Raw genomic sequence first — 23,149 nt, 5'->3', positions numbered from 1 at the left:
CCCCCCCGAGCCCCCCCGCGCCGGGGCCACCGCCCGGCCTTGGCGCGGATGGCGGCGGCGGTGTAGCGTCGCGCCATGATCGACCGGCTCGAGATGTTCATCGCCCTTGCCCGCCACCGCCATTTCGGCCGGGCGGCCGAGGCCGTGGGCGTGACCCAGCCGACGCTCAGCTCCGCGATCCGCCAGCTCGAGGACCAGCTCGGGGTGCAGCTGGTGTTCCGCGGCTCGCGCTTCCAGGGCCTGACGCCCGAGGGCGAGCGGGCGCTGGCCCGCGCGCAGGCCATCGTCGCCGACACCCGCGCCCTGCGCGAGGAGATGCGCGCCGCCCGCCACGGCCTGACCGGCACGCTGCGCCTGGGCGTGATCCCGACCGCGCTGCCGCGGGTGGCCGAGCTGACGGGCCCCTTCCTCGCCCGCAATCCCGGCCTGCGGCTTGCCGTCTATTCCCGCCCCTCGGCCGAGATCCTCGACGGGATCGAGGCGCTCGACCTCGATGCGGGGCTCTCCTACCTCGACAACGAGCCGCTGGGCCGGGTCGCGCAGGTCGCACTCTGGCGCGAGGATTACCGGCTGCTGTGCGCCGGGGCCTCGCCGCTGGCCGCCCTGCCCGAGGTCGGCTGGGACCGGATCGCGCAGGAGCCGCTGTGCCTGCTGACCGCCGAGATGCAGAACCGCCGGATCATCGACCGGCTGCTGCGCCAGTCGGGCGCGACGCCGGCGCCGCAGGTCGAGTCGAATTCGACCATCGCGCTTGCGGCCCATGTCGCGACCGGGGCCTGGGTCTCGATCGTGCCCGCGGCGCTTGCGGCGATGTTCGCCCGGGGCGCGGGGCTGGTGTCGCGGCCGATCGCCGGGCCCGGGGCCAGCCATTCCGTCGGCCTTGTCGCCCCGCACCGCGAACCGCATCCGCCGATGATCGCCGCGCTGATCGCCGCGGCACAGGCCATCGCCGAACCGCAGGCGGCTTGATAGACATTTCAAATCGACTGACGGACCGTCGATATTGATCGGCAGCCCAATTCGCCTAGAGTCGGCACCGCAACCGAAGGGGGGAGGACACCCGTGGCAGCAACCGAAGGCCGCCTGGCCGAGATCATCGCAGCGCACCGGCACCTGGAAGGGCCGATGCTGCCGATCCTGCACGCGGTCCAGGCCGAATTCGGCCACGTGCCGCAGGAGGCGCTGCCGCAGATCGCCGAGGCGCTGAACATCTCGCGCGCCGAGGCGCATGGCGTGATGTCGTTCTACCACGACTTCCGGACCTCGTCCGCCGGGACCCACACGCTCAAGCTCTGCCGGGCCGAGGCCTGCCAGGCGATGGGCTGCGACGATCTCGCCGCCCGCGCCCTCGCCCGGCTCGGCCTCGACTGGCACGAAACCTCGGCGAACGGGCAGCTGACGCTCGAGCCGGTGTTCTGCCTCGGGCTGTGCGCCTGCGGCCCCTCGGCGCTCTATGACGGCGAGGTCATCGGCCGGATGGACATGGAGAAGATCGAGGCGATCGCGACGGAGGCCGGCCTGTGACCCTGACGATCTACGTTCCCGCCGATGCCGCCGCCAAGGCCCTCGGGGCCGAGGCGGTCGCCCGCGCCGTGTCCGACGAGGCGGCGAAGCGCGGCCTGCCGGTGACGCTGGTGCGCAACGGCTCGCGCGGCGCGGTCTGGCTGGAGCCGTTGCTGGAAGTGGCGACGCCGGACGGCCGCATCGCCTTCGGGCCGGTCACCGCCGCCGACGTGCCGGCGCTGTTCGACGCGGAGTTCGGCGCGCATCCGACGGCGCTGGGGCTGACCGAGGACATTCCCTGGCTGAAGCGCCAGACCAGGATCACCTTCGCGCGCTGCGGCCTCACCGATCCGCTGAGCCTGCCCGACTACGAGGCCCACGGCGGCCTTTCGGGCCTTCGCCGGGCCGTCGGCATGACCGGCGCGGCGATCGTCGAGGAGGTCACCGCCTCGGGCCTGCGCGGCCGCGGCGGCGCGGGCTTCCCGACCGGCATCAAGTGGAAGACCGTCCACGACGCGGTCGCGCCGCAGAAATACGTCGTCGCCAATGCCGACGAGGGCGACAGCGGCACCTTCGCCGACCGGATGCTGATGGAGGGCGACCCGTTCTGCCTGATCGAGGGCATGGCGATCGCCGCGCTCGCGGTCGGCGCGACGCGGGGCTACATCTACTCGCGCTCGGAATATCCCGATGCGAACCGGGTGATGCAGGCCGCGATCGAGATCGCGCGCGGCGCCGACCTGCTTGGCCCGTCGGTGCTGGGCTCGGGCCGCGCCTTCGAGCTTGAGCTGCGCGTCGGTGCCGGCGCCTATGTCTGCGGCGAGGAGACCTCGCTGCTGAACTCGCTCGAGGGCAAGCGCGGCGTCGTGCGGGCGAAGCCGCCGATCCCCGCGCTCGAGGGGCTGTTCGGCCAGCCGACGATCGTCAACAACGTGCTGTCGCTGGCGACGGTGCCCGCGATCCTCGCCCATGGCGGGGCCTGGTACGCCGAGTTCGGCCATGGCCGGTCGCGCGGCACGATGCCGCTGCAGATCGCCGGCAACGTGAAGCGCGGCGGGCTGTTCGAGGCCGCCTTCGGCCTGTCGCTCGGCGAGATCGTCGAGGACATCGGCGGCGGCACCGCGAGCGGGCGCCCGGTCAAGGCGGTGCAGGTCGGCGGGCCGCTTGGCGCCTACTTCCCGCGCGCGCTGTTCGACACGCCCTTCGGCTACGAGGATTACGCGGGCAAGGGCGGGCTGATCGGCCACGCGGGCATCGTGGTCTTCGACGAGACCGCGGACATGCTGGCGCAGGCGCGCTTCGCGCTGGAATTCTGCGCGATCGAAAGCTGCGGCAAGTGCACGCCCTGCCGCCTGGGCGCCGTGCGCGGGGTCGAGACCGTCGACCGCATCGCGCGCGGCGACGCGACGGCGGTGCCGCTGCTGAAGGACCTGTGCAACACGATGAAGCTCGGCTCGCTCTGCGCGCTGGGCGGCTTCACGCCCTATCCGGTGATGTCGGCGCTGACCCACTTCCCCGAAGACTTCCAGACCGCGCGCGAGGCCGCCGAATGAGCCGCCCCGCCATCCTTTCCCGCGAAACCGGCCCCTGCCGCCAACCCGTTGAAGATGCACGGGGGGTGTACAGGGGGTGTACAGGGGGTGCCCGCCCATGAAGGACTTCATCCTGCCCACGAAGACGCCCGACGGGCGCGACTTCGGAACGCCCGCCGTCAACTCTGACGTGACCGTCACGCTGACCGTCGACGGCTTCCCGGTGACCGTCCCGGCGGGGACCTCGGTGATGCGCGCGGCCTCGATCGCCGGGATCCAGATCCCGAAGCTTTGCGCCAGCGACAACATGGCCGCCTTCGGCTCGTGCCGGCTCTGCCTCGTGCAGATCGAGGGGCGCAACGGCACCCCCGCCTCGTGCACCACGCCGGTGGCCGAGGGCATGGTCGTCCACACCCAGACCCCCGAGATCAAGACCCTGCGCAAGGGGGTGATGGAGCTCTACATCTCCGACCACCCGCTCGACTGCCTGACCTGCGCGGCGAATGGCGATTGCGAACTGCAGGACATGGCCGGCGCCGTCGGCCTGCGCGACGTGCGCTACGAACCCAAGGCCGACCATTTCCGCGCCCGCGACACCTCGGGCGAGGCGAACCCGGACTGGATGCCGAAGGACGACAGCAACCCCTACTTCACCTACGACCCGTCGAAATGCATCGTCTGCTCGCGCTGCGTGCGCGCCTGCGAAGAGGTGCAGGGGACATTCGCGCTGACGATCCAGGGCCGTGGCTTCGACAGCCGGGTTTCGGCCGGGATGGCCTCGGACGACTTCCTGGGCAGCGAATGCGTGTCCTGCGGCGCCTGCGTGCAGGCCTGCCCGACCGCGACGCTGCAGGAGAAGTCGGTGATCGAGATCGGCACTCCCGACCGGTCGATCATCACCACCTGCGCCTATTGCGGCGTCGGCTGTTCGTTCGAGGCGCAGATGCGCGGCGACGAGCTGGTGCGCATGGTGCCCTACAAGCACGGCAAGGCGAACCGCGGCCATTCCTGCGTCAAGGGCCGCTTCGCCTACGGCTATGCCAGCCACAGCGACCGGATCCTGAAGCCGATGATCCGCGACAGCATCAACGATCCCTGGAAAGAGGTGAGCTGGGACGAGGCGCTCGGCTTCGCCGCCACCCGGATGCGCGCCATCCAGGAAGCGCACGGCAAGAACGCGATCGGCGGCATCACCTCGTCGCGCTGCACCAACGAGGAGACCTATCTGGTGCAGAAGCTGGTGCGCCAGGTCTTCGGCACCAACAACGTCGACACCTGCGCCCGCGTCTGCCATTCGCCCACGGGCTACGGGCTGGGCCGCGCCTTCGGCACCTCGGCCGGCACGCAGGATTTCGACTCGGTCGAACAGACCGACGTCGTCATCGTCATCGGCGCCAACCCGACCGACGGCCACCCGGTGTTCGGCTCGCGGCTGAAGAAGCGGCTGCGCGAGGGCGCGAAGCTGATCGTCATCGATCCCCGCCGCATCGACCTTGTGAAATCGCCGCATATCGAGGCCGCGCATCACCTTCCGCTGCGCCCCGGGACCAACGTCGCCGTCGTCTCGGCGCTGGCGCATGTCATCGTCACCGAGGGCCTCTTCGACGAGGCCTTCATCCGCGAGCGCTGCGACTGGGACGAGTTCCAGGACTATGCGGCCTTCATCGCCGACCCGCGTCACGCGCCCGAGGCGACGGAGCTTCTGACCGGCGTTCCGTCGGCCGAGCTGCGCGCCGCGGCCCACACCTTCGCGCGCGGCGGCAACGGCTCGATCTACTACGGGCTCGGCGTGACCGAGCATTCGCAGGGCTCGACCACCGTCATGGGCATCGCCAACCTCGCGATGCTGACCGGCAACATCGGCCGCCCCGGCGTCGGCGTGAACCCGCTGCGCGGGCAGAACAACGTGCAGGGTTCGTGCGACATGGGCTCGTTCCCGCATGAACTTCCGGGCTATCGCCATGTCTCGGGCGACGAGGTCCGCGCGATCTTCGACAAGCTCTGGGGGACGGAACTGAACCCCGAGCCCGGCCTGCGCATCCCCAACATGCTGGATGCCGCGGTGGATGGCAGCTTCCGCGGCCTCTACATCCAGGGCGAGGACATCCTGCAGTCCGACCCCGACACGCATCACGTCTCGGCGGGCCTCGCCGCGATGGACTGCGTAATCGTGCACGACCTGTTCCTGAACGAGACCGCGAACTACGCCCATGTCTTCCTGCCGGGCTCGACCTTCCTGGAAAAGGACGGGACCTTCACCAATGCCGAGCGGCGCATCAACCGCGTGCGCAGGGTGATGGCACCCAAGAACGGGCTGGCGGACTGGGAGGTGACGCTGCGGCTTGCCAACGCGATGGGCGCGGGCTGGACCTATACCCACCCGGCCCAGATCATGGACGAGATCGCGATGACCACGCCCTCGTTCGCGGGCGTCAGCTACGAGCGGCTGGAAGAGATGGGTTCGGTGCAGTGGCCCTGCAACGACAGCGCGCCCGAGGGCACGCCGGTGATGCATGTCGACGGCTTCGTCCGGGGCCGGGGGCGGTTCATCAACACCGAATACGTGGCGACGGATGAAAAGACCGGGCCGCGCTTCCCGCTGCTGCTGACCACGGGCCGGATCCTCAGCCACTACAACGTCGGCGCCCAGACCCGGCGTACGGCGAACGTGGCCTGGCACCCCGAGGACCTTCTCGAGATGCACCCGCACGATGCCGAGAACCGGGGGATGAAGGAGGGCGACTGGGCCCGGCTCGCCTCGCGCGCCGGCGAGACCACGCTGCGGGTGAAGATCACCGAACGGGTCAGCCCGGGCGTGGTCTACACCACCTTCCACCACCCCGCGACGCAGGCCAACGTCATCACCACCGACTATTCCGACTGGGCGACGAACTGCCCGGAATACAAGGTGACGGCGGTGCAGGTCTCGCCCTCGAACGGGCCGACGGACTGGCAGGAGGATTACGAGGCGCTGTCGGAACGCGCGCGCCGCATCCTGCCCGCGGCGGAGTGAGCCCGGCCATGACGCCGGCGAAAGCGCATCGCGAGGGGCGCTGGGGCCCGGTCGACCGGCCGCTGGCCGAGGAGCGGCCCGTCGCGATCACCGTCAACGGCTCGACCGTGGCGGTGATGATGGCGACGCCCGCCGATCTCGAGGATTTCGCGACCGGCTTCCTGCGGACCGAGGCGATCGCGGCGCCGGAGGAGATCGAGAGCATCGAGATCCTGCCGCAGGGCCGGGGCCTCGAGGCGCGGGTCTGGCTGGCGGCGCCGGCGGCCGAGCGGGTCGCGCGGCGCCGGCGCGACAGGGCCGGGCCGGTGGGCTGCGGGCTGTGCGGCATCGACAGTCTGGCCGAGGCGCTGCGCCCGCTGCCGCGGGTGACCGGCACGCTGCGGATGTCGCCGGCGCAGGTCCTGTCGGCGGTGGCCGCGCTGCCGGCCGAGCAGCGGCTGCACGATGCGACCCGCGCCGTGCATGCCGCGGGCTTCTGGCGCGCAGGCCAGGCGATGATCGCGCGCGAGGACGTGGGCCGGCACAATGCGCTCGACAAGCTGGCGGGCGCGCTGACCCGGGGCGGCGTCGACCCGGCCAGCGGCGCGCTGCTGCTGACCAGCCGGGTCTCGGTCGACATGGTGCAGAAGGCGGCGACGCTGGGAACATCGATTGTCGTCGCGGCCTCTGCCCCGACCACGCTCGCGGTCGAGGAGGCCATGGCCGCGGGCCTCACGCTCGTCACCCGCGCCCGCGGCACCGGCTTCGAACTTCATACCCATCCCGACCGCATCACCGAGGTACCCGCCGATGTCTGACACCGATGCCAAGCTCGTGCGGATGGCAAACCAGATCGCCACCTTCTTCGAGACCCAGCCCGAACGCGCCGAGGGCGTGGCCAGGCACCTGAACGACTTCTGGGACCCGCGGATGCGCACAGCCTTCGGCCGGCTGCTGGCGGCGGGCGGCACGGGCCTGCACCCGCTGGTGCTCGAGGCCGCCCCCGACATCCGCATTCCCGCCGCCTGAGGCCTGGCCCCGAAGCGGGGGGAGCGGGGGGCATGCATGCCCCCCGCTCCTTCCTTGCCGGCTCAGCCGCTGATCCCGGCCGCGCCCACCAATGCCAGAAGCCCCGCCTTCTGCCCCTGCAGGCTCGGCCCCTCGGCCACGTCGATCCATTCCTCGAGGCTGTGGGCCCGCCCGCCGTCGCCGCCGGTCCCCACCGTCACCGCCGGGATGCCGAGGCTCATCGGGATGTTCGCGTCGGTCGACGAGGCCTTGACGCTCAGCTCGAAGCCCAGCGCCCGGATCGCGGCCTCGCTCACCGCACGCAGCCGCGTGCCCGGCGCGGTCTCGCCCGCCGGGCGGTTGCCCAGCGCCCGCCAGCTCACCCCGATCCGGCCGGTCGTGGCCCGTGCCGTCTCGGCCGCGGCCGCCGCCTCGGCGATCTCGTGCACCCTTGCATCGAGCCGGGCAAGCTCGGTGCCCGAGACCGAGCGCAGGTCGATCTCGACGAAGGCCTCCTCCGGGATCGCGTTGATCGAGGTGCCGCCCCCGAAGACCGCCGCCGAGAAGGTGGTCAGCGGCTCGGCCGGGACCTCGAGGCCCGCCATGCCCTGCAGGAAGGCGCCCAGCGCATAGCCCGGGTTCGCGGTGCCGAACGCGTTCAGGCTGTGCCCGCCCGGGCCCGAGAAGGTCACCCGGTGGCGCAGCGAGCCCACGGCCGAGGTCACCAGATCCGCGGTGTGGATGCCGTCGAAGCTGAAGAAGCCCTCGATGCGGTCCTTGTGGGCGCTGGCGGTGAACAGGTGGCGGATGCCGCGCAGGTCGCCCTTGCCCTCCTCGCCGACGTCGCCGACGAAGAGGATGTCCTGCACCGTCTCGATGCCGCCGGCATCCAGCGCCCGGATGAAGGCCAGCAGCGTCGCCAGCCCGCGGGTGTCGTCGCCCACACCCGGGGCGAAAAGCTTCGTGCCCTCGCGCCGGACGGTGACGTCGGTGCCCTCGGGGAACACGGTGTCGAGATGCGCGGCGGCGACGATCAGCCCGCCGTTGCCGCGGCCGCGGCGCAGGCCGGTGACATTGCCCTCGGCGTCGATCGTGCAGTCCTGCAGGCCCAGCGCGCGGAACTTCTCGAGATAGGCGGCGGCCCGGACCGCCTCCTTGAACGGCGGCGCCGGGATCTCGGTCAGCTCGACGATCTCCTCGACGAAGCGGTCGTGGCCGGCCTCGAGCGCCGCGAAGGCGGCCTGCAGGCGGGGATCGGCAAGGATCGCGTCGATGTCGGCGGGGGTCTGCGCGGGGTTCGGCACGGGGAGCACTCCGGTTTGGCCCGGGCGGGTGCGCCCCGGGCGTCGCCCGTCTTTTACGGCGATCTGCGCCGAGTGCAAATCCGCCTGCCCGTTGGCATCCCGGCGCCACGGTGACTATATGGTCGCGCGAACACGGACGGACCCGGACCCTTGGCGAACCATCTCTATCACAACGACCTGCCCGACGGGCTCGACCTTGGCCCGGTGGTCGCGATCGACACCGAGACGATGGGGCTCGATCCGCGGCGCGACCGGCTGTGCCTGGTGCAGATGTCCTCGGGCGACGGCGATGCGCATATGGTGCAGATCGCCCGCGGCCAGACCAGCGCCCCCAATCTCGAGCGGATGCTGGCCGACCCGGCGGTGCTGAAGCTGTTCCACTTCGGCCGGTTCGACATCGCCGCGCTGCACAATGCCTTCGGCGTCACCACCGCGCCGGTCTGGTGCACCAAGATCGCCTCGCGGATGATCCGCACCTATACCGACCGCCACGGCCTGAAGTACCTGCTGCACGAAATGGTCGGCACCGACATCTCGAAGCAGCAGCAGACCTCGGACTGGGGGGCGGCCAGCCTGAGCGATGCGCAAAAGGACTACGCCGCCTCGGACGTGCTGCACCTGCACCGGCTGAAGGCCGAGCTGGAGCTGCGGCTGATCCGCGAGGGACGGCTGCCGCTGGCGCAGGCCTGCTTCGACTTCCTGCCCACGCGTGCGAAACTGGACCTGATGGGCTGGTCCGACACCACCGACATCTTCAACCACTGATCGCGACCCATGTCCCCCACTGCCACCACCGACGACAGCGACGTCTTCCTCGCCACCGCCCGCCGGGTGATCGGGATCGAGGCGCGCGCGCTCGACCTGCTGGGCGAGAGCCTTGGCGAAAGCTTCGCCGAGGCCCTGCGCCTGATCCTGAAGTCGCGCGGCCGCGTCGTCGTCTCGGGCATGGGCAAGTCGGGCCATGTCGGGCGCAAGATCGCGGCGACGCTCGCCTCGACCGGGACGCCCGCGCAATTCGTCCACCCGGCCGAGGCGAGCCACGGCGACCTCGGCATGGTCACGCCCGAGGACGTGGCGCTGGTCCTGTCGAACTCGGGCGAGACGCCCGAGCTTGCCGACATCATCGCCCATACCCGGCGCTTCGCGATCCCGCTGATCGGCGTCGCCTCGCGCGAGGGCTCGACGCTGCTGCGCCAGTCGGACGTGGCGATCCTGCTGCCGAAGGCCGAAGAGGCCTGCGGCACCGGCGTCGTGCCGACGACCTCGACCACCATGACCATCGCGCTGGGCGACGCGCTCGCCGTCGCGCTGATGGAACACCGCCAGTTCTCGCCCGAGGATTTCCGCACCTACCATCCTGGCGGCAAGCTCGGCGCGCGGCTGAGCCGGGTCGCCGACCTCATGCATCTCGAGATGCCGCTGGTGCCCGAGGGACAGGCCATGGGCGAGGTGCTGATCACCATGAGCCAGCGCGGCTTCGGCGCCGTCGGCGTGACCGATGCCGCGGGCCGGCTGACGGGCGTCGTGACCGACGGCGACCTTCGGCGCCACCTCGACGGTCTGCTGGATCACACCGCGGCCGAGGTGATGACCCGCAATCCGCGCACCATCGCGCCCGGCGCGCTGGCCGAGGCGGCGGTGAAGCTGATGAACGAGTTCAAGATCACCTCGCTCTTCGCCGTCGATCCGCAGGGCGACGGCCGGCCGCAGGGGATCATCCACATCCACGACTGCCTGCGGGCAGGCGTGGCCTGACGCGGGGAGCGCGGCAGCGGTGGCACGCGAATACGACAACATCCATTCCCGGATCGTGGCCCTGCTGAAGCTGGTGCTGCCGCTGACGGCGCTTGTGCTGTTGTCGACCCTGTTCCTTGTGTCGCGGCGGATCTCGCCCGAGGACGCGCTGCCCTATGCCGATGTCGACGTGGCCGAGATGACCCGCGACCAGCGGCTGACCGCGCCGCGCTATTCGACGCTGACCGACTCGGGCGATGTGCTGACCGTCACCGCCGCCACCGCGCGCCCCGATCTCGAAAGCACCGGGCGCACGCTGGCCGAGACGGTCGCGGCGCAGCTGCAGGGGGATGGCGGCAAGCTGACCGACCTCGTCGCCGACCACGGCCGGCTGGAGAGCGCCGAGGACCGGCTCTATCTCGACGGCAACGTGGTGATCACCACCTCCGACGGGATGGAGCTGCGCAGCCAGGCGATGAACATGGTGCTGGGCACCGGCGAGGCGATCTCTCCCGGGCCGGTCGAGGGCGAGGCGCCCTTTGGCACGCTGACCGCGAACGCGATGCACATCTACGGCCCCACGGACGCGCAGATGGCGGATTTCAACGGCGACGTGCACCTTGTATATCAGCCGTCGCGCGACAGCGCGGATGCGGCTAGAAGCGACGTGACAACCACGGACACGGCGGCAGGCAGCGTGCCCGGTGCGACGACGGGCACCGGCACCCCCCAGAACGGAGACGACGGGCAATGATCGGCACCTTTGCGGCAGGCAGGCTTCGCGCGGGGTTCGGGTTCGTGCCGACGCTCGCGCTGATCGCGGCGGTCGGCGCCGCAGGTCCGGTCCCGGCGCTGGCGCAGCAGCAGCAGGGCACCAGCGTGCAGATGTCGGGGCTGAAGCAGGACCCCGACGAGCCCGTCGAGGTGACCTCGGACGCGCTCTCGGTCGACCAGAACGCGGGCCTCGCGACCTTCACCGGCAATGTCATCGTCGTTCAGGGCACGATGCGGATGACCGCGCCCAAGGCCGTGGTCACCTACATGCGCGGCCCCGACGGCAAGCCGATCAGCCAGATCGACCGCATCGACGCGACCGACGGCGTGACCCTGACCACGCCGACCGAGGCCGCCGAGGGCCGCGAGGCGGTCTATCGCCCCGAGACCGGCGAGATCGTGATGACCACCGACGTGCTGCTGACGCAAGGGCCGAACTCGGTCGCCGGGCAGCGGCTGACCGTCGATGTCGACACTGGCACCGGGCTGATGTCGGGCGGCCGGGTCCGCAGCGTGTTCCAGAGCCAGCCCTCCGGGCAGGGCGGAGGCGGCAACTGATGATGCCGGCCGACGTTCCGACCGCGGCGCAGGACACCTCGGGCCTGCGCGTGACCTCGCTGCGCAAGAGCTATCGCAAGCGCATGGTGATCCGCGACGTCTCGATGGAGCTGCAGCGCGGCGAGGTCGTGGCGCTTCTGGGGCCGAACGGCTCGGGCAAGACCACCTGCTTCTACCAGATCGCCGGCCTGATCACCCCCGATGCCGGGCAGGTCGCGATCGACGGGCGCGACGTGACCGGCCTGCCGATGTACCGCCGGGCGCGGATGGGCATCGGCTATCTGCCGCAGGAGGTGTCGATCTTCCGCGGCCTGACGGTCGAGGACAACATCCTCGCCGTGCTCGAGATCACCGAGCCCAACCGCCACAAGCGGCGCGAGCGGCTCGAGGAGCTGCTGTCGGAATTCTCGATCACCCACATCCGCCGGGCGCCCGCGCTGGCGCTGTCGGGCGGCGAGCGGCGGCGGGTCGAGATCGCGCGCTGCCTTGCGGCCGATCCCAAGTACCTGCTGCTGGACGAGCCCTTCGCCGGTGTCGACCCGATCGCGGTCGACGACATCCGCACGCTGGTGCACGGCCTGAAGTCGCGCGGCATCGGCGTGCTGATCACCGACCACAACGTGCGCGAGACCCTGGGCATCGTCGACCGGGCCTATATCCTGCACGACGGCGCGGTGCTGATGAGCGGCACCACCGACGAGGTCATCGCCGACGAGAACGTGCGCCGCGTCTACCTCGGCCAGACCTTCTCGATCTCCTGATCCACCGCTTCTCCGCCGACGGCCGGGCCCCGACGGCAGGTTGCCGCCGAATCCGGCAGGCCGATCTTGCCCGGGGCCGGGTCCGGACCCACGTCGGTAAGAGGCGTTGACAGACGCCCGGATTTGGGAGCCAAATGGGTCAAAGGCCCCGAGTATCGCTTCCTCTCCGGGTGGTCGCGCCGATGTTCCGGCGCGCCCGGCAGTGGTCCCCGCCACTGTGTATCCGGCCGACTTCGGAGCAGTCACTAACCGCGCCTAAACGGTCAGGCCCTAGCCTGACCGGGCGGTGCAAGACAGAAGGAGGAGCCATGCGCTATCAGATCAGCGGCAAGGGGATGGATGTGGGCGATGCCCTGCAGATCCACGTCAAATCCGAACTTGGCGAGACATTGGAGAAGTACGCGGGCCGTCCCACGGACGCGACCATCGTCTTCTCGAAAGCGGCTTACGAGTATCACTGCGAGGCGACAGTGCACCTGTCGACCGGTTTGACCGCAGCCTCGACCGGCAAGTCGCCCGAAGTCTACGCCGCCTTCGAGGCCTGCCGCGAGAAGATGGACAAGCAGCTCCGCCGCTACAAGCGCCGGCTGAAGGACCACGGTCGCACGCGCCAGAGCCCGGTTGAATTCGACGGGGCCGCCTCGTATATCCTCGCCGCAAACGAAGAAGGCGACGAGGCCGAGGCAGACGGTCTGGCACCGATCATCATCGCCGAGACGGAGACCAAGGTCCCCACGCTCTCGGTCGGCGAGGCGGTGATGCAGATGGAACTGAGCGCGGCACCGCTTCTGGTGTTCCGCAACGAGAAGAGCGGGCGGGTGAACGTCGTGCATCGCCGCGACGACGGGAACTTCGGCTGGATCGAACCGGCTGCCGCGAACTAGGGACGCGCCTCTGCGGAAGCGCGTGGGAACAGCAAGGTCACATGGAACTCGCAACGCTGCTCAATCCCGGTGCCGTCAAGGCCGTGGGTCACGTCACTTCCAAGAAGCGCCTGTTTCAGGACCTGGGCGACATCGCCCAGGCCATCTACGGCCTCAGCGCGACCGACACCGTCGACGCCCTGCAGGAACGCGAAAGCCTTGGCCCGACCGGGGTCGGCCACGGCGTCGCCCTGCCGCATGCGCGGCTGCACGGGCTCGACCGCGTGGTCGGCATCTTCTTCAAGCTTGAGAAACCGATGGATTTCGATGCGGTCGACCGTCAGCCGGTCGATCTCATCTTCGCGCTGCTCGCGCCGAAAAGCTCGGGCGTCGATCATCTGAAGGCGCTGGCGCTGGTTTCGCGCACGATGCGCGACTCGGGCGTGTGCAGCAAGCTGCGCGCCAATTCCGATCCCGCGATCCTGCACGCCCTGCTGACCGAGGTCCGCGGCACCCAGGCCGCCTGACCCCGCCGCCTGACCCGCCGCCGGGCAAGGGCACCCGAGCGCAGGGGGGGCACGGGGGGAGGCGCGCCTCCCCCCGCCCCTGTTTCAGGCCGAGGCCGGCACGGGGCAGCGCTCGGCGAAACCAAATCCCAGGTAATCGCGCTGATAGGCCTCGGAGACCGCGGCCTCGATCTCGGGCGTCACCACCTCGGCCAGCGGGAACGGCCGCGCGGGCGGCGCGGCGCGGAACGCCGGCGCCGCGATCCCCAGCCGCGCGCACAGCGCTGCCAGATCCTCGGCCAGCGTCTCCTCGCGGGCAAGCAGGTCGGGGAAGGCGAATTGCGCCTGGCCCTGCAGCACCGCGGTCTGGCTGGCCCAGGCGCCGTCGATGCGGATCGCGGTCTGGCCGGCGAGATTGCCCTTCAGGAACCGCACGAAGCCGAGGAAGGCCGCGCGATGCTCGTCCAGCGTCATCTGGTCGACCTTGGCCACCGGCGGCAGCGGCAGCTTGTAGAACTTCTTCAGCTGCTCGCGGATCTCGGCGTAATCGCCGTTCAGCACATGCTCGCAGAAGGCGGCATGGGCGCGGGCGACGGGGTGGCGCAGCACGGTGAAGCTGCGATGCCCCGGGTGCGCCTTCTGCCACTGCCGCAGCGTCTTCTGGGTGAAGCCGCCCTCGAGCCCGCCCAGCTGCGCCAGCCAGTCGCTGACCGCGGCGACGGGGCCGCCCTTGACCGGCATGAACAGCAGCGGCGCCGCCGCCGCGGCGACGAACTGCGGCACGCCGGGCCCGCGGCGCGGCTCGAAATTCGGCGTGCGGGTCAGGTTGAACCGGTCGAGCCGCGCGAGCGCCCGTTCCATCGCCGGGAAGTTGGCGACCTTGGCCTCCATCGGCTCGGGGTTCTGCTTCACGAGATCCGAGGGCAGCCTGTCGATCCCGGCCTCGATCCCGAGGTGACGCACGAGGCCGTCCAGCACGGCGGGGTCCTGAATGTCCTCGTAATCGACGTAGAAGGCGGTCTGGCCGGTGATCTGCAGCCCGTGCTGGATCCGCAGCTGGAAGGCCTGCAGCTGTTCCAGGTGCGCCTCGAAATCGTCCGACGAAAAGTCGATCTGCCCGCTCTTCTGGTGCTTGGCGTCCTTCAGCCGCCACTGCCCGGTCTGCCGCGCGATCTGCAGCGACACGAAGCTTTCGGCCGGGTTGCGGGTCAGCACGATCTTGGCGCAGCGGCGGTCCTCGATCAGCTCGTCGACAATGCGCGGTTCGTGGTCGTGGAAGAAGCGGAACCCGTTCAGCCCCTCGGCCGCGCGGATCCGCGCGAGCAGCCGCGCCGGGTCGGCCACACGCTCGGCCAGGGTGACGCCCAGCACCTCGTCGCGGTTCGGATAGCCCGGGAACTTGGGGTTGAACGCCTCGCCCAGGCAGGAAAGCCCCTCGACCGCGTTCAGCGCCGCCTCGAGGAGGTTCGAGCCGGTGCGCATCTCGGCGAAGATCACGAAGCTGTCGAAACGGGTCATTCAGTCGGGTCCGTCTGAGTCATTGCACGAGATAGGGCCGGCGGCCGCGCGGCGCGGCGATGCGGGGATCGCCATTGACCGGGAAATCGCCCATCAGCGTGGGTTTCATGCCCTCGTTGCGCAGGTTCTGCAGGAAGCGGCCGAAGCCGGTCAGGTCGACCATCTGCGGCGGTTCGGTCAGGCGGCGGGCGGCGCGGGGGCTGATCTCGTCGACGATGGCCTGCAGCGGCTCCATCGGGTTCTCGATGAAGTCCGACATCGTCCAGATCCGCACCCTCGCCTTGACGTACATCGAGCGCAGGATCTCGAGATACCGGGTCTCGATGCGCTGCAGTCGTGCCGCCTCGGCCCGCACGGTCGCGAACGGCAGGTCCGACCGGAACAGCGGCACCGACCAGGCGCCCGAGATCACGCTGATCTGCGCGTTCGGGTCGGTGGCCATGAACCAGTCGACGCCCTGGTGGTCGCGCGGGCCGAACTGGAAGCACTGCCGCTCGCCGCGGGTGTTCCAGATCAGGTTGGTCAGGAAGGCCTGCGGGTTGTAGTCGCGCAGGCTGGCGTCCGCGGTCAGCGCACCGTTGGCCAGCCGCTCGCCGCCGGCGAATTCGACGCCCTCGGGCGCGAAGAGGTGGCCATGCACCCGGCCGACGCCGGTCGCGCGGGTCAGCCAGCCCGGGAAGTCGTCGAACAGCTCGGCAAAGCCCTGGAAGACCGAATATTGCGACGAGGTCTTGCCGTTCTCGTGGTCCCGGCGCGGGAAGCGGCTTTGCATGTACAGCCCCGGCCGGCCGCGCTGGCGCCGCTCGACCGCCTTCGAGAACAGCCTGTCGATCTTGCCCGGCTGCGGCTCGGCCCGGATCTGCACGCCCTCCTGCGGCTCGAGAAAGCTGCGGTACAGGCGTTCGGCATTCGGCCAGATCTTCCGGGCGACGAAGCAGTCCGACCGGCGCAGCAGCTGCAGGTGATCGTCGTAGAAGATGTGCGGCTTGCCTTCGTAGTCGAACTTGAACAGCGTCAGCGACCGGCTTTCCACCTTGCGCGAATGCTGGCGGACAAGGGTCTGGAAATAGCTTTCGTCGGGGATCCAGACCCGACGGAAGAAGCGGTCGATCGCCGGACGCTCGGGATCCTCGAGGATCGCCTTCAGCGTCGCGCGGCTCAGGCACCACCACTGGCTGCCCAGATGCGGGACAAGGCCCGCGGGCATGCGCCGGCGGATCTTCAGCCGTCGCTGCAGGTCGACATAGCGATCGAAGATCCAACGCTGGCGCTTCCACGAGAACGGGAAGCGCAGGGTGAAGCGCTCGATGTCGAGCCCGCCCATGGTCCAGCCGACCTCTTCGGTGGTCACACTCTCGATGAAGTCGGTGTCGGGGCGCTTGGCAAGGTAGTCGGCAAGGTCCTGCGCCGGGCGCAGCGGCAGGCAGGACCCCGAGGCGAGGTAGACGTGGCGCGCCTCGGGGTGACGGGCGATAAGCTGTTCCGAGGCGGCAAGCGAGGCGGCGACCAGCGACCAGGTGCCCCATTCGCAGCGGTAGCGGCGCGAGAACGAGACGTTGGCAAGGTCGCCCAGCACCCGGCCGAAGCTGGCAAAGGCCTTGTCCGAGACGCGGGCGTCGACATGGATGACGACCGGACAGCCGGCCTCGGCCCAGAACCGGGCGACCTGGGCCGCGCGGTCCAGCGCGGTATGGCACAGCATCACATAGCCGACCGTCACGCCCAGTTGCCTTTCGACATCAGGCCCAGAATCTCGAGCTGGCGCCAGTTGATGTATTTCTCGCTCCACTTGCACCACAGGTCCGGGCTTTCGCGCAGGCCGTCCTGATAGGCGCGGTATTCGCGGCTGCCGGCATAGTGCTGGCCGCGCGTCAGTTCCTCCTCGACCTTGGCAGGCAGGGTGGACAGGAATTTGGCGTGGAGCAGGCAGCCCGACGGCTTTTCGCCGCCCCATTCCTCGAACACGCTGTTCAGCCCGCGCGGCAGCAGCGCGTGGGTCGAGCTGATGTAGCAATAGGACCGGTGCCATTTCACCAGCGGGATCTTGTTCAGCGACGGCGCCGAATAGGGATCGTCGGCGAACATGGTGCGCGCGCGCGGACCGCCCTGGATCCAGATGTTCCACAGCGTCCAGTTCTTCGAGATCATGTAGTTGCCGCTGTCGAACCAGCAGGCGATCTCAAGCGGGTTCTGCCCTTCGCGATAGGGCTGGGCGTCGATCGGGCCCTTGGGGTACATGTCCAGCAGCATCGCCGGGAACGAGCGCACCGCCATCGTGTCCAGCCAGTCGGTCAGCGCCGACAGCGGCCGGGTGTCGCAGAACGGGTAGACGAAGAATTCGTCGGGATCGACGACCAGCGTCCAGTGGCCGTGGCCATAGCGCATCTGCAGCCAGTTCAGCCAGTCGACCCCGAAGCGCGACTGCTTGTAGCTGGCCGTGCTCGACCAGAGCGAGACGTCCTTCTGCTCGGCCAGGTATTCGCGGCTGCCGTCGTCGGACCCGTTGTCGACGATCAGGAAGTGGCGCACGCCCAGCTCGCGGTAGTAGCGCAGGAAATAGGGCAGGCGGATCCGTTCGTTGCGCAGGGTCGAGAACAGCAGGATGTCGTGCTTGCGGATCGCGTCGGTGCGGTCGTGGACGGCCGTCAGCTCGCGCCGGCGGCGGAACGCGCGCCAGAGCCGGCGCTTGCGCAGCAGCCGCAGCCGGTAGTTTTCCCAAGCCCCCAAGACGCCCTCGCCCGCAACTCCGCCGGGGCCCTTCTAGGCCAGATCCGCTAAGACGGCGTTGAAATGCGCGGCCCAGTCCGGCACCGGACCGGCCGCCCGTCTCTCCGACGCCGCAGCGGCCTGCTCCAGGGCCCGCACGACTTCCGATCTCCATGCATACAGATCGCCCGCCGGTGCGTAAACGACCGAGTCGCCGAGAATTTCACGATAGGCCGGCAGCGGCGCGGCGATCACGGGGCAGCCCAGCGCCACCGCTTCGAAGACCGGCAGGCCGAAGCCCTCGGCGCGGCTGGGCATCAGCAGCGCGACGGCCTCCGCCATCGCCGCGGCGGTCCCGGCATCGTCGAGCGCCTCGCAGTGGATGACGCCGGTCGCCGGGTCGGCCGCCGCGGCCGCGAGACGTTCGAGCAGCGCGTCGCTCTGCCAGCCGCGCCGGCCGATGACCAGCAGCTGCGGCAGGCCGCCCGGGGGCGGATCCGCGCGCAGGCTTTCCCACAGGTCGAGCAGCATCTCGTGGTCCTTGCGCGGCTCGACGGTGCCCAGCACGACGAACCAGGGCCGGTCGCGGTCAAGCGCATCGGGCAGCCGGGCGCGGTCGGGCACGGCGGTGGCGACGCCCAGCGGCACGACGCGGGTCGTGCGCGTCAGCCCGTGGCGGTGCAGCGCGTCGCGGGTCGCGCCGGAGATCGCGATCACCCGCTCGCTCTGGCGATTGGCGGCGGCGATCAGCGCCGCCACCTGCGACACCGCGTGCGGTTCGGACCATTCGGGATGGTCGAGCGGGATCGCGTCATGCAGCATCAGCGCGCGCTTCAGCCCCGGCACCCGGCCAAGGCCCGCCAGCCGCGGCGCCTCGGCATTCAGATGGCCAAGGTTCAGGTACCACCCGCCCGCCGGCATCCGCGCGGCGACGGCGCGCGCAATGTTGCCCGGACCCGCGCTCGCCACCGCCTGCCGCGCCAGCCGGCGCCGCGCGACGGCCGCGATCCCGCGGCGGCCCGCGATCGCCTGCTCGACAAAGCCCTTGGGCTGCGGCGGCGCGTTCAGCCAGCCGCGGATCAGCGCCCCCGCCGCGCGCGGCAGCAGCAGCTGGCGCCGGCGTCCGCCCACCAGCAGCCACAGCGGATCGGGCCGGGCAAGCAGGTGGTCGAGCCACGCAAGCTCGACCCGGTCGATCCCGGTCAGGACCGGCCGGCCGATGCGCCGCACAAGCCGCGTCACGTCCAGAAGACGCCCCGGCGTGGCCGCTGCGGTCGGATCGGTCGCTGTGATGTCGGAGGGTGTCGGCACGCATCGCCCCGGTGATCTGGCCCGATGGACCCCGACCCGGTGTGCGGCCAGAGGGGTGCGCCTGTCAACGGCAGGCGCACCCCCTTGGTTAGTCAGGCCTTACGGCTCACTCCGCCGCCTGGCGCATCGCGACGATCTCGCCCAGGAAGTCCGAGAATTCGGCCGACAGGTCCGGGCGGGCCAGGCCGAAGGCCACGGTCGCCTGCAGGAAGCCGGATTTCGAACCGCAGTCGAACCGCTGGCCGCGGAAGCGCAGGCCGTAGACGTTGTCGTTGGCGGTGATCTCCTGCGCGATCGCGTCGGTCAGCTGGATCTCGCCGCCGGCGCCGATCTTCTTCTGGTTCAGCGTCTCCATGATCTCGGGCTGCAGGATGTAGCGGCCGATCACGGCGAGGTTCGAGGGCGCCTCCTCTTTCTTGGGCTTCTCGACCATGCCCTTGGCGCGCACGACCGACCCCATGTCCTCGGCCACGTCCAGCACGCCGTAGGACGACACCTTGTCCATCGAGACTTCCATCGTGGCGACCATGTTGCCGCCGGTCTCCTCGTAGGCCTCGACCATCTGTTGCAGGCAGGGCTTCTCGGCCGCGATCACGTCGTCGGGCAGCAGGACGGCGAAGGCCTCGTCATCCTGCAGCAGGCGGCGCGCGCACCAGACGGCGTGGCCAAGGCCCAGCGCCTTCTGCTGGCGGATGTAGGCGATCTGCCCCGAATCCATGGTGGTCTTCTTCAGGACCTCGAGCAGGTCCTTCTTGCCCTTGGCTTCCAGCTCGGCCTGGATCACCGGCGCCGCGTCGAAATAGTCCTCGAGCGCGGACTTGCCGCGCGAGGTCACGAAGATGAATTCCTCGATGCCGGCGGCGCGGGCCTCGTCGATCGCGTACTGGATCAGCGGGCGATCGACCAGCGTCATGATTTCCTTGGGAATCGACTTCGTCGCGGGGAGAAACCGGGTACCCAGACCCGCTACGGGGAAGATCGCCTTGGTGACTTTACGCTTCATGGTCCTACCTTGTCTGATCCACATGCCGCAGTGCAGCGGGCGATGGGAAAACTGTCTCCGAACTCGTCGTCTCTAACAACCCTGCTGTCACGTTACGGTGACGTTGCCGAGACAATCCGCCCGCTTCACGCCATAGAGGCCGGCGCATCTACAACTCCTGCCGCAATATCGGACCCACTGGTCGAAAACGCGACAGAATACCCCTCTCCAATTTCGCCCTTGAGGCGAATCGCAGAGAAACAACCTTAGGCCCCTCGCGACGGGACCAACCCCAGACCCCGCCGCTTTGTTCCCAGAAACCTGCGCCATCATACCGCATCCAGTGCCAGCGCGGCGAGGATTCCATCGCGATCAGGGTCACCACCTCGCCGGCGGCGGCGCAGGCCCGGGCCTCGCGGCGCAGCCGGCGCCACGCGAGCGGCCGGCCGCACAGCACCCGGCCCGGACGCGGCGGCAGCGCCAGCGGCTGGAGGCGCGCCGCCTCGGGCAGCGGCACCAGCGGCACCAGCGGTGCCAGCGCGCGCGACCGCGCCCCGGCGATCCCGTCGGCCAGCGTCGCCAGCAGCCGCCCGACATCGCGCGGCTCGACATCCCCGCGCAGCATCAGCCGCAGCAGCTTGGCGCGCTCTTCCTCGGCAAGGGTGCCAAGCCGGGCCGCGGTCTCGTCCGGGGTGGCGCCGTGGCGGCGCAGGGTGACGACCGTGCTCGCGCCGACGTCGTGCAGCGAGACCGGCACCCGGCGCGCGCTGCGCTGGCGCGACCCGGCCTTGAAGTGATGGACGACGGCATCGGGCACCACCGCCACCAGCGCGCCGCGCGCGGCCAGCCGCAGGTTCAGCTCGGTCTCGTCGAGGTAATAGGCCAGCTCGGGATCGAAGCCGCCGATCTGGAGCAAGAGGTCACGGCGATAGGCGCAGTTCACCCCCTTGATCTCGATCGCGGTGCCCGGGGTGGCGCGGTGCAGGCTGGTGCGGTCGGCGGGCGCCGCCAGCGGACCGGGACGGGTCAGCCGGTCGACGGTGCCGGCGCGCCACTGCCAGCCGAAGCCGTTGCGCGCGCGCACCCAGCCGCCGGCGGCCGCGACGTCCGGATCGGCGAAGGGCGCGCTCAGCCGCGCGAGCCAGGTCGGCTCGGGCACGGCGTCGTCGTCGAGAAAGGCCACGACCTCTCCGGCCGCCGCGCGGATCCCCAGGTTGCGGGCCAGCGAGATGTTGGGGCGGTCGAACTCCAGCACCTTGGCCGCGATCCCGCTGGCGCGGACCGCGGCGCAGGCGGCGGGATCGGCGACGACGACCAGCTCGGCGCAGGGATGCGCCATCTGGGCCACGCCGCGCAGGCAGCGCAGCAGCGTGGCCTCGCGGTGGCGCGAGACGATGACGAGGCTGGTGGCGGGAAGCGGCATGGCGCCGGGACTGTCGTGGGGATCGGGCCCGAAGGCGCTCACGCCATCCCCATCTCGGCCATCATGGCCTCGAGCCGCGGCACGTCGCTGGGGTTGTTCAGCTCCCAGAACTGGCGGTCGCGGGCCTCGACCTCGACGCAGGCGATGCGGCGCCCGTTCTCGAGGAAGCGCAGCTGTTCCAGCCCTTCGAGCGTCTCGAGCGGCCCGATCGTCCATCCCGGATAGGCGGCCAGCGCCGCGGGCCGATAGGCATAGACGCCGACGTGGTGGAAGACCGGGGTCGGCTCGGCGGGGGCATAGTCCCGCCCGGTGAAGGGCACGACTTCCTTGGAGAAGTAGAGCGCCTGGCCCGCGACGCCGAAGACGGCGGTGGTGCCGCCGACCCGGCCGTTGCGGCGGTCCTCGAGCAGGCTCGAGAGCATCGCGCCCTCGCAGCGCAGGACCGGGGTCGCGATCTCGGCCTCGGCATCGGCCCGCAGGCCCGCGATCAGCGCCTCGACGAACCAGGGCGGCGTCAGCGGCGCATCGCCCTGCAGGTTGACCACCATCTCATAGCCGCCGCCCAGCGCCTCGTGCGCCTCGGCGCAGCGCTCGGTGCCGTTGCGGCAGGTTTCCGAGGTCATCACGACCTCGGCCCCGAAGCCCTCGGCATGGGTGCGGATGCGGTCGTCATCGGTGGCGACGACGACCCGCGCCACGCCCGCGACCTCGGTCGCGGCGCGCCAGCTGCGCTCGATCAGGGTGCGGGCGACGCCGTCGGCACCCCGCAGCGCGACCAGCGGCTTGCCGGGATAGCGGCTCGAGGCATAGCGGGCGGGAACGACGATCAGGACGCCCGGGTCAGAGGCGGAAGCGGTGGTCATGGTGGTGGGTCAGCCCTTGGCCAGCAGAACGCCCGGGGCATAGGCGATGAAGAACGGATTGGCAAAGCCCGCCTTGCCATAGGCGAGCGGCGCGTGACCCTCAAAGGTCACGACCTCGCCGCCGGCGCCGCGCAGCACGGCATCGCCCGCGGCGGTGTCCCATTCCATCGTCCGCCCGAGGCGGGGGTAGAGGTCGGCCTCGCCGGTGGCGACGAGGCAGAATTTCAGCGACGAGCCGGCCGAGGTCATGTCGCGCACGGCATAGCCCGCGATGTAGTCGTCGGTGGCCTGGTCGCGGTGCGACTTCGAGGCGACGACCATCAGGCCGCGGTTGTCGGGGGTCGAGACGGCGATCGGCACCTGCTCGCCCGCGGCATCCTTGGCGAAGGCGCCCTTCTCCTCGACGGCGCGGCCATCGGCGAGGGTGTAGAACAGCCGGCCCTTGGCCGGGGCATAGACGACGCCGCGCAGCGGCACGCCCTTCTCGACATAGGCGATGTTGACGGTGAAATCGCCGCGGCGCTGCACGAATTCCTTGGTGCCGTCCAGCGGGTCGACGATCAGGAAGGTGTCGACCTCCTGCGCGTGGCTGGCCGCCTGTTCCTCGGTCACCAGCGCGATGCCCGGGAAGGCCTCGGCCAGACCGGCCGAGATCAGGGCGTCGGCGGCCTCGTCGGCGGCAGTCACCGGGCTGTCGTCGGATTTCGAGCGGACATCGAAGTCGGGGGCCTCGTAGATCTCCATGATCCGGTCGCCCGCCTCGAGGGCGAGCCTGCGCATGACGGTCGTCAGCCGGTCGAGATCCAAGGCA

General features: G+C 70.3%; 22 protein-coding genes. 13 read left to right on the top strand and 9 right to left on the bottom strand.

The window, feature by feature from the left end; all coding sequences use genetic code 11:
- Nucleotides 1–75 precede the first annotated feature (75 nt).
- From V8J39_RS11915 to V8J39_RS11890, 6 genes are all read left to right on the top strand, one after another.
- Entirely contained in the window at nucleotides 76–969 is an 894-nt protein-coding gene (locus V8J39_RS11915) for a LysR family transcriptional regulator (protein WP_336461097.1), read from the top strand.
- A gap of 93 nt (nucleotides 970–1,062) precedes the next feature.
- Nucleotides 1,063–1,524: a formate dehydrogenase subunit gamma gene (locus tag V8J39_RS11910; RefSeq protein WP_336461096.1), complete on the top strand. Its 462-nt coding sequence runs from the start codon at nucleotides 1,063–1,065 to the stop codon at nucleotides 1,522–1,524.
- 2 nt (nucleotides 1,525–1,526) lie between these two features.
- Nucleotides 1,527–3,056 (top strand): formate dehydrogenase beta subunit, encoded by a 1,530-nt coding sequence (locus tag V8J39_RS11905; protein ID WP_336461210.1) that lies wholly within the window; start codon nucleotides 1,527–1,529, stop codon nucleotides 3,054–3,056.
- A 97-nt stretch (nucleotides 3,057–3,153) separates the two neighbouring features.
- Entirely contained in the window at nucleotides 3,154–6,048 is a 2,895-nt protein-coding gene (gene fdhF, locus V8J39_RS11900; protein WP_336461095.1) for a formate dehydrogenase subunit alpha, read from the top strand.
- 8 nt (nucleotides 6,049–6,056) lie between these two features.
- Nucleotides 6,057–6,845 carry a formate dehydrogenase accessory sulfurtransferase FdhD gene (fdhD, locus tag V8J39_RS11895; protein WP_336461094.1) on the top strand — a complete coding sequence of 263 codons (789 nt, stop codon included), beginning with the start codon at nucleotides 6,057–6,059 and terminating at the stop codon, nucleotides 6,843–6,845.
- Nucleotides 6,838–7,056 carry a formate dehydrogenase subunit delta gene (locus tag V8J39_RS11890; RefSeq protein WP_336461093.1) on the top strand — a complete coding sequence of 73 codons (219 nt, stop codon included), beginning with the start codon at nucleotides 6,838–6,840 and terminating at the stop codon, nucleotides 7,054–7,056. The genes fdhD and V8J39_RS11890 overlap by 8 nt, the downstream gene beginning before the upstream one ends.
- A 62-nt stretch (nucleotides 7,057–7,118) precedes the next feature.
- Here V8J39_RS11890 and V8J39_RS11885 read toward each other — a convergent pair whose 3' ends face one another.
- Nucleotides 7,119–8,339 (bottom strand): M20/M25/M40 family metallo-hydrolase, encoded by a 1,221-nt coding sequence (locus V8J39_RS11885; RefSeq protein ID WP_336461092.1) that lies wholly within the window; start codon nucleotides 8,337–8,339, stop codon nucleotides 7,119–7,121.
- A gap of 150 nt (nucleotides 8,340–8,489) precedes the next feature.
- On the opposite strand from V8J39_RS11885, the gene V8J39_RS11880 reads away from it, so the two are divergent.
- The 7 genes from V8J39_RS11880 to V8J39_RS11850 all read left to right on the top strand — a co-directional run bounded on the left by V8J39_RS11880 (nucleotide 8,490) and on the right by V8J39_RS11850 (nucleotide 13,556).
- The gene (locus tag V8J39_RS11880; protein ID WP_336461091.1) at nucleotides 8,490–9,104 is read left to right on the top strand and encodes a ribonuclease D; all 615 of its coding nucleotides are present in this window, start codon (nucleotides 8,490–8,492) and stop codon (nucleotides 9,102–9,104) included.
- A gap of 9 nt (nucleotides 9,105–9,113) precedes the next feature.
- Nucleotides 9,114–10,094, top strand: a complete 981-nt coding sequence (locus V8J39_RS11875) for a KpsF/GutQ family sugar-phosphate isomerase (protein ID WP_336461090.1) — start codon at nucleotides 9,114–9,116, stop codon at nucleotides 10,092–10,094.
- Nucleotides 10,095–10,113: 19 nt separating this feature from the next.
- Nucleotides 10,114–10,827 (top strand): LPS export ABC transporter periplasmic protein LptC, encoded by a 714-nt coding sequence (lptC, locus tag V8J39_RS11870; RefSeq protein ID WP_336461089.1) that lies wholly within the window; start codon nucleotides 10,114–10,116, stop codon nucleotides 10,825–10,827.
- A complete protein-coding gene (locus tag V8J39_RS11865) occupies nucleotides 10,824–11,405 on the top strand; it encodes an LptA/OstA family protein (RefSeq protein WP_336461088.1) in 582 nt (193 codons plus the stop codon). The genes lptC and V8J39_RS11865 overlap by 4 nt, the downstream gene beginning before the upstream one ends.
- A gap of 2 nt (nucleotides 11,406–11,407) precedes the next feature.
- A complete protein-coding gene (gene lptB / locus V8J39_RS11860; protein WP_442902592.1) occupies nucleotides 11,408–12,166 on the top strand; it encodes an LPS export ABC transporter ATP-binding protein in 759 nt (252 codons plus the stop codon).
- 308 nt (nucleotides 12,167–12,474) lie between these two features.
- Nucleotides 12,475–13,050, top strand: coding sequence for a ribosome hibernation-promoting factor, HPF/YfiA family (hpf, locus tag V8J39_RS11855; RefSeq protein ID WP_336461086.1), 576 nt, complete (start codon nucleotides 12,475–12,477; stop codon nucleotides 13,048–13,050).
- Nucleotides 13,051–13,091: 41 nt separating this feature from the next.
- Entirely contained in the window at nucleotides 13,092–13,556 is a 465-nt protein-coding gene (locus V8J39_RS11850) for a PTS sugar transporter subunit IIA (RefSeq protein ID WP_336461085.1), read from the top strand.
- 84 nt (nucleotides 13,557–13,640) lie between these two features.
- On the opposite strand, the gene V8J39_RS11845 is transcribed toward V8J39_RS11850, so the two are convergent.
- The 8 genes from V8J39_RS11845 to cysQ form a co-directional block, all read right to left on the bottom strand.
- Nucleotides 13,641–15,053 (bottom strand): sulfotransferase family 2 domain-containing protein, encoded by a 1,413-nt coding sequence (locus tag V8J39_RS11845; RefSeq protein WP_336461084.1) that lies wholly within the window; start codon nucleotides 15,051–15,053, stop codon nucleotides 13,641–13,643.
- 19 nt (nucleotides 15,054–15,072) lie between these two features.
- On the bottom strand, nucleotides 15,073–16,773 hold the full coding sequence (locus tag V8J39_RS11840; RefSeq protein WP_442902583.1) for a DUF5927 domain-containing protein: 1,701 nt from the start codon (nucleotides 16,771–16,773) through the stop codon (nucleotides 15,073–15,075).
- Nucleotides 16,770–17,780: a glycosyltransferase family 2 protein gene (locus tag V8J39_RS11835; RefSeq protein WP_336461083.1), complete on the bottom strand. Its 1,011-nt coding sequence runs from the start codon at nucleotides 17,778–17,780 to the stop codon at nucleotides 16,770–16,772. The genes V8J39_RS11840 and V8J39_RS11835 overlap by 4 nt, the downstream gene beginning before the upstream one ends.
- Before the next feature lie 33 nt (nucleotides 17,781–17,813).
- The gene (locus tag V8J39_RS11830) at nucleotides 17,814–19,070 is read right to left on the bottom strand and encodes a glycosyltransferase (RefSeq protein ID WP_336461082.1); all 1,257 of its coding nucleotides are present in this window, start codon (nucleotides 19,068–19,070) and stop codon (nucleotides 17,814–17,816) included.
- A 106-nt stretch (nucleotides 19,071–19,176) separates the two neighbouring features.
- On the bottom strand, nucleotides 19,177–20,073 hold the full coding sequence (galU, locus tag V8J39_RS11825; RefSeq protein ID WP_336461081.1) for a UTP--glucose-1-phosphate uridylyltransferase GalU: 897 nt from the start codon (nucleotides 20,071–20,073) through the stop codon (nucleotides 19,177–19,179).
- A gap of 148 nt (nucleotides 20,074–20,221) precedes the next feature.
- Complete coding sequence (locus tag V8J39_RS11820; RefSeq protein WP_336461080.1) at nucleotides 20,222–21,475, bottom strand: glycosyltransferase family 2 protein; 1,254 nt, start codon at nucleotides 21,473–21,475, stop codon at nucleotides 20,222–20,224.
- A 38-nt stretch (nucleotides 21,476–21,513) separates the two neighbouring features.
- Nucleotides 21,514–22,338, bottom strand: coding sequence for a 3-deoxy-manno-octulosonate cytidylyltransferase (locus V8J39_RS11815; RefSeq protein ID WP_336461079.1), 825 nt, complete (start codon nucleotides 22,336–22,338; stop codon nucleotides 21,514–21,516).
- A gap of 9 nt (nucleotides 22,339–22,347) precedes the next feature.
- Nucleotides 22,348–23,145, bottom strand: coding sequence for a 3'(2'),5'-bisphosphate nucleotidase CysQ (gene cysQ / locus V8J39_RS11810; protein WP_336461078.1), 798 nt, complete (start codon nucleotides 23,143–23,145; stop codon nucleotides 22,348–22,350).
- Nucleotides 23,146–23,149 lie beyond the last annotated feature (4 nt).

The organism is Frigidibacter sp. MR17.24 (genome assembly GCF_037095655.1).
Classification (GTDB): Bacteria; Pseudomonadota; Alphaproteobacteria; order Rhodobacterales; family Rhodobacteraceae; genus Frigidibacter.
The sequence above is the reverse complement of the archived record's forward strand: the minus strand, read 5'-3'. Positions and strand labels throughout refer to the sequence as shown.